Here is a 15845-nt window from a genome sequence, read left to right as displayed (position 1 = left end):
CCTGTGGGAGCGAGCTTGCTCGCGATAGCGGTTGGACATTCAACTCTAATGTCGACTGTTCCGCCGTCATCGCGAGCAAGCTCGCTCCCACAAGGGTTTCGCATAGCAGCAAATATCTTCATTGGTACAAGGAATACCGCTGTCATGAACGAAATTACCCACACCCGACTGCGCCCGCTGGCGGACACTTCGCCCTCCGCCATCGTCGCCGGGTTCATCGCGATGATGACCGGCTACACCAGTTCGCTGGTGCTGATGTTCCAGGCAGGGCAAGCGGCGGGCCTGACCAGCGGGCAGATTTCTTCGTGGATCTGGGCGATCTCCATCGGCATGGCGGTGTGTTCGATCGGCCTGTCGCTGCGTTATCGCACGCCGATCACCATCGCCTGGTCGACGCCCGGCGCGGCGCTGTTGATCACCAGCCTTGGCGGCGTGACCTATGGCGAAGCCATCGGCGCCTACATCACCTGCGCGGTGCTGGTGACCATTTGCGGCTTGACCGGCAGCTTCGAACGGCTGGTGAAAAAGATCCCGGCCTCCCTCGCCGCGGCGCTGCTGGCAGGGATTCTGTTCAAGATCGGCAGCGAAATCTTCGTCGCTGCGCAGCACCGCACCGGCCTGGTGCTGGGGATGTTCTTCACTTATCTGATCGTCAAACGCCTGTCGCCCCGTTATGCGGTGCTCGCTGCGCTGCTGATCGGCACCGCGCTGTCGGGCGTCATGGGGTTGCTGGACTTCAGCGGTTTTCACCTGGAGGTGGCGACACCGGTCTGGACCACGCCGCATTTTTCCCTGGCCGCGACCATCAGCATCGGCATCCCGCTGTTTGTGGTAGCCATGACCTCGCAAAACATGCCCGGCATCGCCGTATTGCGGGCCGATGGCTACAACGTTCCGGCCTCGCCGCTGATCACCGCCACCGGCATCGCGTCGCTGTTGCTGGCGCCGTTCGGTTCCCACGGCATAAACCTCGCAGCGATTAGCGCGGCGATCTGCACCGGGCCGCATGCCCATGAGGATCGCAACAAACGCTACACGGCAGCCGTGTGGTGCGGGATTTTCTACGGGATTGCCGGGGTGTTCGGCGCCACACTGGCGGCGCTGTTTGCCGCGCTGCCCAAGGAATTGGTGCTGTCGATTGCCGCTTTGGCCCTGTTCGGCTCGATCATCAACGGCTTGAGCATCGCCATGACCGAAGTGAAGGAACGGGAAGCGGCGCTGATCACCTTCATGGTCACGGCGTCGGGGCTGACGCTGTTTTCCATCGGTTCGGCCTTCTGGGGGATTGTCGCGGGGGTGTTGACCTTGCTGATCCTCAACTGGCGAAAGGCATAAAAAAACGGCGACCTTCGGGTCGCCGTTCTTCATTTCGGAATCAAGCCTTGTTGATCGGCTTTTCCGGATACCAGACGTCCAGCAGCGGGCTGATTTCAGTCTTGGTCAGCTCGGTGCGGGTTTTCAGCCAGGCTTCCACGGCAGCGCGCTGCTCTTCGGAAACCGAACCACGCTTCTGCAGGCAAACCAGACCGAAGCCTTCGCCGCCGACATAGCCCAGACCATTGGCGTCCATGGCTTCTTTGATGAAGGCTTCGAGGAAAGCATCAATGGCTTCTTCGGACAGATCTTCTTTGAAGTCCAGGTTCAGTTCGAAACCCAGCTCTTGAAATTCATCGACGCACAGTTTTTTGCGCAGACGCTGGGAACGGTTAGTCGCCATTGGAACAATCCTCTTAAGTAATAACGGCCGGCACTTTACCAGTTTAAGGCGGCGATTGCCCGCCTATCCGGGACGTGCGTACGACCGCCTGTAAAAAAATAACGAATTGACGCCCTTGCGAAAGGCACAAGCTGTTACACCTTGGGGCATAATGCCGACACTTTCATGATCACTGAGGGCCTTTTCATCCATGTCCTCGTCTTTTTTCCCCTCGGCTGTAGGGTTTTATTTCATATGATCAAATCGTTGCGTCCTCTGCTCCTGGCCGGCCTTCTTCTCCCCCTGGCCCTGCCCGTCTCCGCTGCCACCATCAACACCGCCCTGACCCCCAACGTCGAAAAAGCCCTCAAGGCCAGCAAGCTGCAGCCCACTGCCCTGTCGCTGGTGATGGTGCCGCTGGACGGCCCGGGCACGCCGACCGTGTACAACGCCGACGTGTCGGTCAACCCGGCCTCGACCATGAAGCTGGTCACCACTTACGCGGCGCTGGAAATGCTCGGCCCCAACCACCAGTGGAAAACCGAGTTCTACACCGACGGCGACCTTAACGGCGGGATTCTCAACGGCAACCTCTACCTCAAGGGTGGTGGCGATCCGAAACTGAACATGGAAAAACTCTGGCTGCTGATGCGCGACCTGCGCGCCAACGGCGTGACTCAGGTCACCGGTGATCTGGTACTGGATCGCAGCTTCTTTGTGCAGCCGCAACTGCCGGAATTCAACGATGACGGCAACGACGAGAACAAGCCGTTTCTGGTCAAGCCGGATTCGCTGCTGGTCAACCTCAAGGCCCTGCGTTTCGTGGCCCGCAATGACAATGGCCGGGTGTTGATCTCGGTCGAGCCGCCGATTGCCAGCATCAATATCCAAAACACCGTCAAGGCACTCAATTCCAAACAATGCACCGGCGGCGTGCGCTACAACCCGGTGCCGCAGGCCGATGGCAGCGTGACCGTGACTGTGGCCGGCCAATTGGGCGAAGGCTGCAGCTCGCAGACTTATCTGTCGCTGCTCGACCACGCAACCTACACCGCCGGCGCCGTGCGGGCGATCTGGAAGGAACTGGGCGGCAGCATCCAGGGCAAGGATCGTCTGGCCCCGACCCCGAGCAGCGCCAAAGTGCTGGCCCGGGCGTTCTCGCCGGATCTGGCGGAAATCATCCGCGACATCAACAAATACAGTAACAACACCATGGCTCAGCAACTGTTCCTGAGCCTTGGCCAGAGATTCCGCAACGACGCCGATGGCGATGACGCCAAGGCTGCGCAACGCGTGGTCCGTCAGTGGCTGGCGAAGAAAGGCATCACCGCGCCGCACCTGGTGATGGAGAACGGCTCCGGTCTGTCGCGTTCCGAGCGAGTCAGCGCCCGGGAAATGGCCAACATGCTGCAAGCGGCCTGGCACAGCCCATATGCTGCCGAATACATCAGCTCGCTGCCGATTGCCGGCACCGACGGCACCATGCGCAAACGCCTGAAGACCACCGCGATGCGCGGCGAAGCCCACGTCAAGACCGGTACCCTGAACACCGTACGGGCGATTGCCGGCTTCAGCCGCGACGTCAACGGCAACACCTGGGCGGTGGTGGCGATCCTCAACGACAAGGCCCCGTTCGGCGCCTCGTCGGTGCTGGATCAGGTACTGCTGGATCTGTATAAACAGCCGCGGACGCCGCAGACCGCTTCGGTTCTGTAACCCTGTAATGATTGTTCCCACGTCGAGGCGTCGAACCGTCTGCGTGGGAACACAGCCCGTGATGCTCCGCGTCACTGGACGCGGAGCTTCCCCGGAGGCATTCCCACGCAGAGCGTGGGAACGATCAGGTGGCAGAGGGGCTCAGTTCATCTGCCGCTCGACCCGATCCCGTCCGCCCTGCTTCGCCGCGTACACCCCGGAATCCGCCCGTAGCAACAGCGCGTCCGCGCCCTCTCCCGGTCGCCAGCTGGCAATCCCGAAACTGGCCGTCACCACCCCCACCACGTCGATCGGCGCACTGCGCAGGCTGTGCCATAACTCTTCGGCCAGCATGAGGGCGTGATCACCGTCGATGTCCGGGCACAGCACCATGAACTCCTCGCCGCCCAACCGGCAGAACACGTCGGTACGCCGCAGACGATGGCCGATGCGCTCGCAGACCGCCTGCAACACGCGGTCGCCCACCGCATGACCGTACTGATCGTTGATCCGTTTGAAGTGGTCGATGTCGAGCATGATTACCGACAACTCACCACCGCCACGCTCTACCCGCGCCATTTCGGTGGTCAGGCGCTCCTGAAAATAGCGCCGGTTGTGAATCCCGGTCAGGGCGTCGGTCACCGACAATGCACGCAACTCTTCTTCGACGCGCTTCAGATCGGAGATGTCGGAAATGTAACCGTGCCACAGCACGCCGCCGCCCGGCAGTTCCTCCGGGGTCGCCTCGCCACGAACCCAGCGCAGGCCGCGTTCGGGCAACTGCACGCGGTATTCCTCGCGCCACGGACTGAGGTTGTCCGCCGAGGCGCGGATCGACTTGCGCACACGACTGACGTCCTGCGGATGGATGCGGGTGAAGATCGCTTCGGCGTTGAGCAGCAGCACGTCCGGCTCCAGCTCGTAGATTTCGCGAATCCCGTCGCTGGCGTAGATCACACTGAAGCGCCCGTCGAACTCCATTTTGAATTGATAGATCCCGCCGGGAACGTGGGCGCTGAGCTTCTTCAACAGCACGTCCCGTGCGGCCAGCGCTTCGTGCACGCGCTTGCGCTCGGTGATGTCGATGCAGATCGCCAGGTGTCCGACCCACAGCCCCTGCTCGTCCAGCACCGGTGTGGCAAGCATGTTCACCGGCAGGTGGCTGCCATCCTTGCGTACCAGCGTCCACTCCCGCGCTTCGTGCCCGCCGACTTCGCCGCCCTCCACCAGCATCGCCTGACAGGTCGGAATGACCTTGCCATAACGGGTGCTGAGCTCCGCAGCACGAGCCACCAGTTCCCGGGGAAAGTGCAGGTTTTCCAGGGTCATGTGGCCGACCACTTCGTTGCTGTGATAACCGAGCATCTGCTCGGCGCCGGGGTTGAAGGTGTTGATCACGCCGCGCAGATCGGTGGCGATGATTGCAACCTGGGTTGCCGCGTTCAGCACCCCGCGCAACTGGCCGTGAGTGCCGCGCAGTTCCTGTTCACGCTCATGCAGTTCCTGAGTGCGCAACTCGACCATGCGCAACGCGCGCTGGCGCTGACTGACCAGCACATAAAGCAGCGCGCTCAGCAGGAGACTGAGCAATCCGCCCAGCACCACCACGCTGCCAACCGACGAATGGTTGGCCTGCATGAACGCTTCGCTGGGAAGAATATCCACCTGATAGTCGTGATCGGCCATGCGCACCAGCCGGGTGGCGGACAGATCGCTTGGCGCCGGTTCATTGGTCGACTCGAACAACACTTCATGTTGATCGCTGTTGGACAGATCGAGAATGCGCACTGACAGATAGTCATTGAGTGCGTCCGGCAAGCCGTCCGCCAGCAGTTGACGCATGCTGATCACTGCCATCACATAACCGAAAGAGACGTTTTCGCCCTGACGAACCACTGGCGCGACCAGCAGGACGCCGCGTGCATAAGCCGGCTCGATAGACACCAGATGCATCGGCTGCGACACCGCCAGACCGTGGAGCTGGTCAGCCCGTTCAAGGGTCGATCGGCGCAACGGTTGCGCCAGCAAGTCATACCCCAGCGGCGAGCCGAGCCGACTCTGGGTCTGGCTGTACACCACCACGACGTATTCATCGCGAGCCGCGGCCAGTTGCAATTCGCCGCGTGCATTGAGTTCGCGCACGCTGAAGGTGGTCAGGCCCTCGTCTCGCACCTGTTTCTCGAACGCTGCACGCTCGGCGCCGCTCACCCGCAAGGCGAACGAATAGGCCTGGGTGCGCAGTAATAAAGGTCGGGTGTAGCCGTCGAATTCGGCGCGGGACACCGATTCGGAGTTGGCGAAGAACCGTCGCAGGCCATCGAGGCGTTGCTCCTGATCCTGAAAACGTTCTTCGATGCGGCTGTAGCGCTCGTTGGCCAGTAGCTGAAAGCGTTGGCGCAACTGGCTGTGAAACTGATTGAGGGTGCCCCAGGCGAGCAGCCCCGTGAGAATCCCGCCGGCGAGCAATACCAGCAGCGCGACCAGCCAGGCCGAGACTTCTTCGCTGATAAAACCCAATATCTTCGGGCGCACGGGGTGCAACGACATAAAAGCCACTCACTACGTCAGCATCTGCGGGAAAAACCCCATCGGCCGTGTGTGAGTTATAGCTATTAGCCACTAATTTGGCTAGCTCTGAACGGATCCAAGAGCCTTTAAAAATCAAGGCTCTGTGGATCCAATTTTGCAGAGTGTCAACGAGCCGTGATTTTCCAGGCGCGATGGATCTTGCCGTTGCGGGCGAAATCCGGGTCGATGGTGCTGGCGGTGATTTCCTCGACCGCGTAACGCTCGGCCAGGTTGTCCTCGAGCTGGAACTTGCGGAAGTTGTTGGAGAAGTACAACACCCCGCCCGCTGCCAGACGCGCCATGGCCAGGTCGATCAACTGCACCTGGTCACGCTGTACGTCGAAGATGCCTTCCATGCGCTTGGAGTTGGAGAAGGTCGGCGGATCGATGAAGATCAGGTCGTACTCTTCGCGGCAGTTTTCCAGCCACGCCATCACATCGCCCTGCTCCAGACGGTTCTTGTCGGAAAAACCGTTGAGCGAGAGGTTGCGACGCGCCCAGTCGAGGTAGGTTTTCGACAGGTCGACGCTGGTGGTGCTGCGCGCGCCGCCCTTGGCCGCGTGTACGCTGGCGGTCGCGGTGTAGCAGAACAGGTTGAGGAAGCGCTTGCCGGCGGCCTCTTTCTGGATCCGCATGCGCATCGGCCGGTGATCGAGGAACAGTCCGGTGTCGAGGTAATCGGTGAGGTTGACCAGCAACTTCACGCCGCCCTCGGTCACTTCATTGAACTTGCCCTGGGCCGCCTGACGCTCGTACTGCCTGGTGCCGCTCTGACGCTCGCGGCGCTTGACCACCACGCGGCTCTTGTCGATGTTCAGCGCCTGAGGGATGGCCGCCAACGCATCGAACATGCGGATCGAGGCCTTTTCCGGGTCGATCGACTTCGGCGCGGCGTACTCCTGAACGTGCACCCAGTCGTGGTACAGGTCGATGGCCATCGCGTATTCCGGCATGTCCGCATCGTAGACGCGGTAGCAATCGATGCCTTCGCGCTTGACCCACTTGCCCAACGCCTTGAGGTTCTTTTGCAGGCGGTTGGCAAACATCTGCCCGCCTTCGCTCAGGCGCGGCTGCTCGATCACTGGCGCCGGGGCCGGCGTCGGTTTGATCGGGTTGCCGTTCTTGTTGAACTTGCGCTCTTGCGGCTCGTTCGGCGTCTGCTCATAAGCGGCTTGCTCGCGCTCGGCCTGGCGTTGCTCCGGAGTACGGCGCTCGCCGGTGACGAACTGATCCGGCAGGACTTTGATCAACAGCAGCTTGCACGGCAGTGCGCCGTTCCAGAACGAATACTGTTTGTGGCTGCGGATGCCCATGCGCTTGCCAAGGTCCGGTGCGCCGGTGAACACCGCCGCCTCCCAGTTCAGGCAGGCCTGACGCAGACGCTCGCCAAGGTTCTGGTAGAGGTACAACAGGCTGGCTTCATCACCCAGACGCTCACCGTACGGCGGGTTGCAGATGACCAGACCTTTCTGGTTCTGGTCCGGACGCGGTTCGAAGGTCGCGACTTCGCCCTGATAGATCTTGATCCACTCGCTCAGGCCGGCGCGCTCGACGTTGTTGCGGCCTGGCTGAATCAGCCGTGGGTCGGCTTCATAACCACGGATCCACAGCGGTGGTTTGGCCAGACCGGCGGCGGCGCGCTCGACGGCTTCTTCGTGGAGCTTTTTCCACAGCGCCGGTACGTGACCGAGCCAGGCGGTGAAGCCCCATTGCTCGCGACGCAGGTTCGGCGCCATATCGGCGGCGATCATGCCGGCTTCGACCAGGAACGTGCCGACACCGCACATCGGGTCAGCCAGCGCGCCACCTTCGGCGGCAATGCGCGGCCAGCCGGAACGGATCAGGATCGCGGCCGCGAGGTTTTCCTTCAGCGGCGCAGCGCCCTGCTGCAAGCGGTAGCCGCGCTGGTGCAGGCTGTGGCCGGAAAGGTCGAGGGACAGAATCGCTTCGCCGCGATCCAGACGCAGGTGAATGCGCAGGTCCGGGTTGAGCTTGTCGATGCTTGGTCGGTCGCCCTGCGGGGTGCGCAGTTTGTCGACGATGGCGTCCTTGACCTTCAGGGCGCCGAAGTGAGTGTTGTCGATGCCTGAACCGTGGCCGCTGAACTCCACGGCCAGGGTGCCGTCGGCCAGCATGTGATCCTGCCAGTCGAGGTCGAGTACGCCGTGGTACAGGTCTTCGGCGTTTTTCATCGGGAAACGCTTGAGCACCAGCAGCACCCGGTTGGCCAGACGCGACCAGAGGCACAGACGATAAGCGGTTTCCATGGTCGCCATGCCACGCACGGCGGAGGTGTGTTCGCGGGCCTCTTCAAGGCCAAGCCCGACGGCTTCCTCGATGAGCAGGCCTTCAAGGCCTTTGGGGCAAGTGAGGAAGAGTTCGAAACGGTCGGACATGGTTTTTTCACAGCCTTTGGCTAATGAACCGGCAACGCATTGCCGGTCCGGTTTTCAATCAGGCGCTTTTCTACAAGAACGCCCGCGTGGCACGAAGGTGTGCCGTTCCATCCCCGCTGCTCGGGTTAAAAGAGCTTAGATGCCGGGACAGATAAAGAAGTTGAAGCAACAAAATGACTCAAAGCAACCCTTCGTCGAATAGTAACCCAGCGTAAACGTGGGTCATTCTCACTAAAGGATTAACCTCATCATCCAGCGCGGGGCCGATCATACCGGGGTTTGGCCAATAAACACTGGATAAATACGCGGTTACTTATGGCCATAGCATCTTTTTCGTTACGTCCTTATGACAAAACGGTCATTCCATCGATGTGACTCATTGGTTAGAACTGCACACAGGTTGACGTCGCAACGGCGTCAACACCTTGGCTCGCCACGCCGGCAGCGAGCCGCCAACGGCAGAGTTTTTCTGCCAGACCTCAATTGAGGTCGACGCGACAAAAACAGTCAACAAGTGAGGGAAACACCCTATGAGAAGACTTAAGCGTGATCCGTTGGAAAGAGCTTTTTTGCGCGGATATCAATATGGCGTTGGTGGCAAATCCCGTGAGCTTTGCCCATTTACTCTACCGTCGGTACGTCAAGCCTGGATCAACGGCTGGCGAGAAGGACGCGGCGACAACTGGGACGGTATGACCGGCACTGCGGGAATCCACAGACTCAACGAACTTCACGCCGTCGGCTGACACAGGGCACTTATTGCGACACGACAATCTGATTTCGTAAAAACCTGATCACCATGCACGTCCTTCCCGGACGGCGGGCCACGGCCCAGGGGCTCCTTCGAGGAGCCCTTTTTTATGCCTGCCAATTATTTATGCCATACACAAAACCTGTGGGAGCGACGGTGCGACGACTCGACTTGCTCGCGATGGCGGTGCATCAGTCACACGAAATGTTGACTGAACAGACGCCATCGCGAGCAAGCTCGCTCTCACAAAGGATCAGCGTTTGGCGGCGATCGCGTCCACCGATTCGCGGATCAGCGCCGGGCCCTTGTAGATGAAGCCGGAGTAGATCTGCACCAGGCTCGCGCCGGCAGCGATCTTCTCGGCCGCATGCTTGCCTTCGGTGATGCCGCCCGCCGCGATGATCGGCAGCTTGCCGCCCAGCTCGGACGCCAGCACTTTCACGGTGTGGGTGCTCTTCTCACGCACCGGAGCGCCGGACAGACCGCCCGCCTCGTCACCGTGTTCCATGCCTTCGACACCCACGCGGCTGAGGGTGGTGTTGGTGGCGATCACCGCGTCCATCCCGGTTTCGATCAACGCCTGGGCGACTTGCGCGGTTTCTTCGTCGGTCATGTCCGGCGCGATCTTGATCGCCAGCGGTACATGTTTGCCGTGGCGCAGGGCCAGTTCGGCGCGGCGGGTGGCCAGGTCTGCCAGCAATTGCTTGAGCGAATCGCCGAATTGCAGGCTGCGCAGGCCCGGAGTGTTCGGCGAACTGACGTTGACCGTGACGTAACTGGCGTGGGCGTAGACCTTGTCCAGGCAGATCAGATAGTCCTCAACCGCGCGCTCGACCGGGGTGTCGAAGTTCTTGCCGATGTTGATCCCCAGCACGCCCTTGTATTTGGCCGCCGCCACCCGCGCCAGCAGGTTATCCACACCGAGGTTGTTGAAACCCATGCGATTGATGATCGCCTCGGCTTCCGGCAGGCGGAAAATCCGTGGTTTCGGGTTGCCCGGCTGCGGGCGCGGGGTCACGGTGCCGATTTCGACAAAACCGAAACCCAGCTGCGCGAAGCCGTCGATGGCCGCGCCGTTCTTGTCGAGACCGGCCGCCAGACCGACAGGGTTCGGGAATTGCAGGCCCATGACATTCACCGGCAGCGACGCCGGGGCCTTGCACAGCAAGCCGTTGAGGCCCAAACGCCCGCCTGCGCCGATCAGATCCAGCGACAGATCGTGGGAGGTTTCCGGGGAAAGTTTGAACAACAGCTGACGGGCCAGGGTGTACATGGGCGGCTATGACTCGGGCGGCGAAAAGAGGCGGCGATTATAGCCGGGCATCGCCCCAGCGCGCGAGGCGCACGGGTAAATCCGTGCGCATGGCATATGCCTTGCACCTTCCCCGGCATCAGCCCGCAGGCCAATGGTGGCGTGCAGGCAAGGACAATGGCGTCGTCTCTCGGTTTTGCGCGGGCAAAGCCTGGGACGACGTTTTTTTTGAGGGTGGCTTTTATGACTCTAACCTCCGCCGGGCCGCTGGCCTGGGTCAACGGCAGCGATGCCCCGGAAAAAAGCGCGATCAACCTCGGCTTCATGGCCTTGAGCGACTGCGCCTCGCTGGTGGTCGCCGCCACCCAGGGCTTTGCCCAGCCTTACGGCCTGACCCTGAACCTCAAGCGCCAAAACTCCTGGGCCAACCTGCGGGACAACCTGGTCAGCGGCGAACTCGATGCCGCCCACAGCCTCTACGGCCTGATCTACGCGGTGCACCTGGGCATCGGCGGTGTCGCGCCGACCGACATGGCGGTGCTGATGGGCCTGAACCAGAACGGTCAGAGCCTCAACCTGTCCCACGGTTTGCAGGGCCTGGGCGTGACCGGTCCTGAAGCACTGCACCGGCATGTGCACCAAACCCGCGCAAAACTGACCTTCGCCCAGACCTTCCCGACCGGCACCCATGCCATGTGGCTTTATTACTGGCTGGCGAGCCAAGGCATTCATCCGTTGCAGGATGTCGACAGCGTGGTCGTGCCGCCGCCGCAAATGGTCGCGCACTTGCAAGCCGGACGCATTGATGGCTTCTGCGTCGGCGAGCCGTGGGCGGCCAGCGCCGTACAGCAGGATCTCGGCTTCACATTGGCGACAAGCCAGACCATCTGGCCCGATCACCCGGAAAAAGTCCTTGGCTGCACCCGCGCCTTCGTCGACCAATATCCCAACACCGCCCGCGCGCTGGTGATGGCGATCCTCGAGGCCAGCCGCTTCATCGAAGAAAGCCCGGAAAACCGCCGCAGCACCGCCCAGTTGCTGAGCGCGGCGGAATACCTCGACGCCCCGCTGTCCTGCATCGAACCGCGCTTTCTCGGCGACTACGACGATGGCCTCGGTCATCGCTGGCAGGATCTGCACGCGCTGCGTTTTCATGGCGATGGCGCGGTGAATCTGCCGTACCTGTCAGATGGGATGTGGTTCATGACCCAGTTCCGCCGCTGGGGTTTGCTGCGCGATGACCCGGACTACCTCGCCGTCGCCCGTCAGGTGCAACAACTGGAGATCTATCGCGACGCGGCGACTGCCATGGGCGTCGCGGCCCGGGGCAAGGACATGCGCAGCAGCCAGTTGATCGACGGCAAAATCTGGGACGGCAGCGACCCGGCCGCCTATGCCCGAAGCTTCAAGCTGCACGCGCTGAGCGACAGCGCGCCCCTTCTCGCCCAGCGCTGACAGGAGACCGCGAACATGTTGCGCATTCTGCTGATCAACGACACCGCGAAAAAAGTCGGACGCCTGAAAGCCGCGCTGACCGAGGCCGGTTTCGAGGTGATCGACGAGTCGGGTCTGACCATCGACCTGCCGGCGCGCGTCGAAACGGTGCGTCCGGACGTAATCCTGATCGATACCGAGTCACCGAGCCGCGATGTAATGGAGCAAGTGGTGCTGGTCAGCCGCGACCAGCCCCGGCCGATCGTGATGTTCACCGACGAACATGATCCTGGCGTGATGCGTCAGGCGATCAAGTCCGGGGTCAGTGCCTACATTGTTGAAGGCATTCACGCACAACGCTTGCAGCCGATTCTCGATGTCGCCATGGCCCGCTTCGAAAGCGATCAGGCCTTGCGCGCCCAGCTACAGGCCCGCGACCAGCAACTGGCCGAGCGCAAGCGCATCGAACTGGCCAAGGGGTTACTGATGAAAATGAAGGACTGCAACGAAGAAGAGGCCTACACCCTGATGCGCCGCCAGGCCATGAGCCGTCAGCAGAAACTGATTCAGGTCGCTGAACAGATCATTGCCATGAGCGAGTTGCTGGGCTGAAGTGCTCCCCCACATTGATCGTTCCCACGCTCCGCGTGGGAATGCAGCCATGGACGCTCCGCGTCCGCTTCTGAACGTGACGGATGCGTTTGCACGCAAAGCGTGGAAACAAGCCACACCGATCTGGCACAAATCTCGCTAAGCATTACGCACAGGTAACCAACGGCGGTTGCCCCACCCACGACAAAGACGTCGCTCACCTTCTTCGCCCCCTTCGGCGATCCGGGTAGCGGCGTTTTTGCGTTTTGGCCCCACAGCCCGGGGCCGGTGGTGCGGCCGTGGCGGCGCCCCACTGTGCTGGTTCTGACTCCTTCTCGAGATTCTCTACAGCTGAGGTGCGCGATGAATAAAAGCTTCTGGAAATCCGGCCACACCCCGACTCTGTTCGCGGCCTTCCTGTATTTCGACCTGAGCTTCATGGTCTGGTACCTGCTCGGCCCGCTGGCGGTGCAGATTGCCGCCGACCTGCATCTGACCACCCAACAGCGCGGGCTCGTGGTGGCGACGCCGATTCTGGCCGGCGCGGTGCTGCGCTTTGCGATGGGCATGCTCGCCGATCGCCTGTCGCCGAAAACCGCCGGGCTGATCGGCCAGGTGATCGTGATCTGCGCGCTGCTCGGCGCCTGGAAACTCGGCATCCACAGTTATGAACAGGCTTTGCTGCTTGGCCTGTTCCTCGGCATGGCCGGCGCCTCGTTCGCTGTGGCCCTGCCGCTGGCCTCGCAGTGGTATCCGCCGGAGCATCAAGGCAAGGCGATGGGCATCGCCGGGGCGGGCAATTCCGGCACCGTTTTCGCGGCGTTGATTGCCCCGGTTTTGGCGGCGGCGTTCGGCTGGAGCAATGTGTTCGGTTTCGCCCTGATTCCGCTGATCCTGACCCTGGTGCTGTTCGCCTGGCTGGCGAAGAACGCGCCCGAGCGGCCGAAAGCCAAATCCATGGCCGACTATTTCAAGGCCCTGGGTGATCGCGACAGCTGGTGGTTCATGTTTTTTTACAGCGTCACCTTCGGCGGCTTCATCGGCCTGGCCAGCGCCCTGCCCGGCTACTTCAACGATCAATACGGCCTGAGCCCGGTGACCGCCGGTTACTACACCGCCGCCTGCGTGTTCGGTGGCAGCCTGATGCGTCCACTGGGCGGCGCGCTGGCTGACCGTTTCGGTGGCATCCGCACCCTCTTGGCGATGTACACGGTTGCAGCGGTTTGTATAGCAGCGGTCGGCTTCAACCTGCCAAGTTCCTACGCGGCGCTGGCACTTTTCGTCTGCACCATGCTCGGCCTCGGCGCAGGTAATGGCGCGGTTTTTCAACTGGTGCCGCAGCGTTTCCGTCGCGAAATCGGCGTGATGACCGGGCTGATCGGCATGGCCGGTGGCATCGGCGGGTTTGCCCTGGCGGCAGGCATGGGCGCGATCAAACAGAGCACCGGCAGCTATCAACTGGCGCTGTGGTTGTTCGCCAGCCTTGGCGTATTGGCGTGGTTCGGTCTGCACGGGGTCAAACGTCGCTGGCGAACCACTTGGGGTTCGGCGGCCGTGACCGCTGCCCGGGTCTGAGGCCCGAATGGCTCTGCAACTGAGTTTCGCCGAAGCCAGCGCCACCGGACCACGCGCGGAAAACCAGGACGCCTTGCGCCTGGTCACGCCGGCCCCGGCGCTGGCTGCGAGCAAAGGTTTTCTGTTCGCCATCGCCGACGGCGTCAGCCAGTGCGCCGATGGCGGGCTGGCCGCGCGCTCGACTTTGCAGGCACTGGCGCTGGATTACTACGCCACCCCGGAAACCTGGAGCGTGGCCCAGGCCCTCGATCGTCTGTTGCTCGCACAAAACCGCTGGTTGCAGGCCAACGGTGGCGGTCAGCCGCTGCTCACCACGATCAGTGCACTGGTCCTGCGTGGCCGGCGGTTTACCCTGGCGCACGTCGGTGATTGCCGGGTCTATCGCTGGCACGCAGCGACCTTGCAGCGGATCAGCGAGGATCACGTCTGGGATCAGCCGGGCATGCAGCACGTGCTCAAGCGCGCACTGGGACTGGATCAGCATCTGGTGCTGGATTTTCTCGACGGCGAGCTGCGTGACGGCGAATGTTTCGTGCTGCTCAGTGATGGCGTGTGGGCAGCGCTCGGCGACACCGCCATCGCCGCAATTTTGCTCGATCAGCCGGACCTGCACAGCGCTGCGCAAACACTGGTCAACGCTGCGCACCTGGCCGGCAGTCAGGACAACGCCAGTGCGCTGTTGGTGCGGGTGGATGCCGTCGGGGAGGCCAGCCTTGGCGATGCGCTGGTTCATTTGCAGCAGTGGCCTCTGCCCCCGCAGCTGAAACCGGGTCAGGTCTTTGAAGGCTGGCGGGTTCAGGAGGTTATAGGGCGCAGCCAACAATCGTTGCTGTATCGAGTGCTCGATGGTCAGGGCCAGACCTGGCTGTTGAAAACCTTGCCCGCACAATGGGCGGACGATGCCCAGGCCGGCCAGGCCTTGCTGGCGGAAGAATGGTTTCTCAAACGCGTCGCCGGGCGGCATTTTCCTGAAGTCCATAGCGCCGGACAGCGTCAGCATTTGTACTACGTGATGCGTGAATATTCGGGGACAACCCTGGCGCAGTTGTTTGAACAACGCGGCCCGCTGCCACTGGCTCAATGGCAGGATCTGGCCGAACGTCTGCTGCGGGCAGTCGGCCTGTTGCATCGACGGCAGATCCTGCACCGCGACATCAAACCGGAAAACCTGCATCTGGGGGACGACGGCGAGCTGCGCCTGCTGGATTTCGGCCTGGCGTATTGCCCCGGCCTGTCGCAGGACGCACCGTCGACCTTGCCCGGAACCCCGAGCTACATCGCGCCGGAAGCCTTTCAAGGCGTAGCACCCAGCGCGCAACAGGATCTGTATGCGGTGGGCGTGACCTTGTATTTCCTGCTCACCGGGCACTTTCCCTATGGCGAGATCGAAGCCTTCCAGCGCCCGCGTTTCGGGGTGCCGGTGAGTGCCGGGCGATATCGCCCGGATCTGCCGGAGTGGCTGGCGCAGTGTCTGGAGCGCGGTGTGGCGGCCGATCCCTTGCAACGCTATGAAACCGCCGAGGAATGGCTGCTGACTCTGGAGCAAGGTGAGCGCCGCAGCCTGAACGTACGCCCTCGCCCCTTGCTGGAACGCGAGCCGCTGAAGGTCTGGCGGACTTTGGCGTTGCTGGCGTTGCTGGGCAATCTGGTGCTGCTGTTTCTGTTGTTTCATGGCTGATGCGGCGCTCCATAAACGGGCGTGCCGCTTCCATTCAGTGCAAAAACCACAATGAACATCTGGCCAATTCCCGCATTACCCCAGTGAATTCGCGGCTTACCGCGACTTGGCACAGCCACTGCATTAACGTTTTCAACTGACATAAAAGCCCGACCTTCAACGACGAAGGCCGGGCTTCCCGAGAGAACGGGACAAGGACAAAGGCGTCC

11 protein-coding genes are annotated in these 15845 nt (G+C 61.9%); 7 read left to right on the top strand and 4 right to left on the bottom strand.

The genetic code is table 11. The features are described from left to right. Nucleotides 1–144: 144 nt before the first annotated feature. A complete protein-coding gene (locus tag I5961_RS09390; protein ID WP_085700232.1) occupies nucleotides 145–1335 on the top strand; it encodes a benzoate/H(+) symporter BenE family transporter in 1191 nt (396 codons plus the stop codon). A 40-nt stretch (nucleotides 1336–1375) separates the two neighbouring features. Here the strand turns inward: I5961_RS09390 and I5961_RS09385 are convergent, their stop codons facing one another. Beyond that, on the bottom strand, nucleotides 1376–1717 hold the full coding sequence (locus I5961_RS09385) for a YggL family protein (protein WP_085700233.1): 342 nt from the start codon (nucleotides 1715–1717) through the stop codon (nucleotides 1376–1378). Between the two features lie 234 nt (nucleotides 1718–1951). On the opposite strand from I5961_RS09385, the gene dacB reads away from it, so the two are divergent. Further along, on the top strand, nucleotides 1952–3412 hold the full coding sequence (dacB, locus tag I5961_RS09380) for a D-alanyl-D-alanine carboxypeptidase/D-alanyl-D-alanine-endopeptidase (RefSeq protein WP_085700234.1): 1461 nt from the start codon (nucleotides 1952–1954) through the stop codon (nucleotides 3410–3412). A 141-nt stretch (nucleotides 3413–3553) separates the two neighbouring features. Here the strand turns inward: dacB and I5961_RS09375 are convergent, their stop codons facing one another. After that, nucleotides 3554–5938 (bottom strand): diguanylate cyclase, encoded by a 2385-nt coding sequence (locus tag I5961_RS09375; RefSeq protein ID WP_085703543.1) that lies wholly within the window; start codon nucleotides 5936–5938, stop codon nucleotides 3554–3556. Nucleotides 5939–6084: 146 nt separating this feature from the next. Further along, nucleotides 6085–8355 carry a bifunctional 23S rRNA (guanine(2069)-N(7))-methyltransferase RlmK/23S rRNA (guanine(2445)-N(2))-methyltransferase RlmL gene (rlmKL, locus tag I5961_RS09370; protein WP_227235024.1) on the bottom strand — a complete coding sequence of 757 codons (2271 nt, stop codon included), beginning with the start codon at nucleotides 8353–8355 and terminating at the stop codon, nucleotides 6085–6087. A gap of 530 nt (nucleotides 8356–8885) precedes the next feature. Here rlmKL and rmf point away from each other — a divergent pair. Next, on the top strand, nucleotides 8886–9101 hold the full coding sequence (rmf, locus tag I5961_RS09365) for a ribosome modulation factor (protein WP_003223300.1): 216 nt from the start codon (nucleotides 8886–8888) through the stop codon (nucleotides 9099–9101). Between the two features lie 258 nt (nucleotides 9102–9359). Here the strand turns inward: rmf and I5961_RS09360 are convergent, their stop codons facing one another. Beyond that, the gene (locus I5961_RS09360; protein WP_085700237.1) at nucleotides 9360–10379 is read right to left on the bottom strand and encodes a quinone-dependent dihydroorotate dehydrogenase; all 1020 of its coding nucleotides are present in this window, start codon (nucleotides 10377–10379) and stop codon (nucleotides 9360–9362) included. 222 nt (nucleotides 10380–10601) lie between these two features. Between I5961_RS09360 and I5961_RS09355 the strand changes: the two genes are divergently transcribed. The 4 genes from I5961_RS09355 (at nucleotide 10602) to I5961_RS09340 (ending at nucleotide 15636) form a co-directional block, all read left to right on the top strand. Continuing rightward, nucleotides 10602–11813, top strand: a complete 1212-nt coding sequence (locus I5961_RS09355) for a CmpA/NrtA family ABC transporter substrate-binding protein (RefSeq protein WP_227235023.1) — start codon at nucleotides 10602–10604, stop codon at nucleotides 11811–11813. A 15-nt stretch (nucleotides 11814–11828) separates the two neighbouring features. Beyond that, nucleotides 11829–12404 (top strand): ANTAR domain-containing response regulator, encoded by a 576-nt coding sequence (locus I5961_RS09350; RefSeq protein WP_007916390.1) that lies wholly within the window; start codon nucleotides 11829–11831, stop codon nucleotides 12402–12404. 342 nt (nucleotides 12405–12746) lie between these two features. Further along, nucleotides 12747–13958 carry a nitrate/nitrite transporter gene (locus I5961_RS09345; protein WP_085690197.1) on the top strand — a complete coding sequence of 404 codons (1212 nt, stop codon included), beginning with the start codon at nucleotides 12747–12749 and terminating at the stop codon, nucleotides 13956–13958. A 7-nt stretch (nucleotides 13959–13965) separates the two neighbouring features. Beyond that, the gene (locus I5961_RS09340) at nucleotides 13966–15636 is read left to right on the top strand and encodes a bifunctional protein-serine/threonine kinase/phosphatase (RefSeq protein ID WP_227235021.1); all 1671 of its coding nucleotides are present in this window, start codon (nucleotides 13966–13968) and stop codon (nucleotides 15634–15636) included. The last annotated feature ends 209 nt before the right edge of the window (nucleotides 15637–15845 follow it).

The sequence above is a fragment of the Pseudomonas sp. IAC-BECa141 genome (assembly GCF_020544405.1).
In the GTDB taxonomy this organism is placed as follows: domain Bacteria; phylum Pseudomonadota; class Gammaproteobacteria; order Pseudomonadales; family Pseudomonadaceae; genus Aquipseudomonas.
Note: the sequence above shows the minus strand (reverse complement) of the source record. Positions and strands in the feature narration are given on the sequence as shown.

Excerpts from the sequence above, each read along its gene's own strand:
- I5961_RS09390 (WP_085700232.1), top strand. The coding sequence starts at position 145 with ATGAACGAAATTACCCACACCCGACTGCGCCCGCTGGCGGACACTTCG.
- I5961_RS09385 (WP_085700233.1), bottom strand. The coding sequence starts at position 1,717 with ATGGCGACTAACCGTTCCCAGCGTCTGCGCAAAAAACTGTGCGTCGAT.
- dacB (WP_085700234.1), top strand. The coding sequence starts at position 1,952 with ATGATCAAATCGTTGCGTCCTCTGCTCCTGGCCGGCCTTCTTCTCCCC.
- I5961_RS09375 (WP_085703543.1), bottom strand. The coding sequence starts at position 5,938 with ATGTCGTTGCACCCCGTGCGCCCGAAGATATTGGGTTTTATCAGCGAA.
- rlmKL (WP_227235024.1), bottom strand. The coding sequence starts at position 8,355 with ATGTCCGACCGTTTCGAACTCTTCCTCACTTGCCCCAAAGGCCTTGAA.
- rmf (WP_003223300.1), top strand. The coding sequence starts at position 8,886 with ATGAGAAGACTTAAGCGTGATCCGTTGGAAAGAGCTTTTTTGCGCGGA.
- I5961_RS09360 (WP_085700237.1), bottom strand. The coding sequence starts at position 10,379 with ATGTACACCCTGGCCCGTCAGCTGTTGTTCAAACTTTCCCCGGAAACC.
- I5961_RS09355 (WP_227235023.1), top strand. The coding sequence starts at position 10,602 with ATGACTCTAACCTCCGCCGGGCCGCTGGCCTGGGTCAACGGCAGCGAT.
- I5961_RS09350 (WP_007916390.1), top strand. The coding sequence starts at position 11,829 with ATGTTGCGCATTCTGCTGATCAACGACACCGCGAAAAAAGTCGGACGC.
- I5961_RS09345 (WP_085690197.1), top strand. The coding sequence starts at position 12,747 with ATGAATAAAAGCTTCTGGAAATCCGGCCACACCCCGACTCTGTTCGCG.
- I5961_RS09340 (WP_227235021.1), top strand. The coding sequence starts at position 13,966 with ATGGCTCTGCAACTGAGTTTCGCCGAAGCCAGCGCCACCGGACCACGC.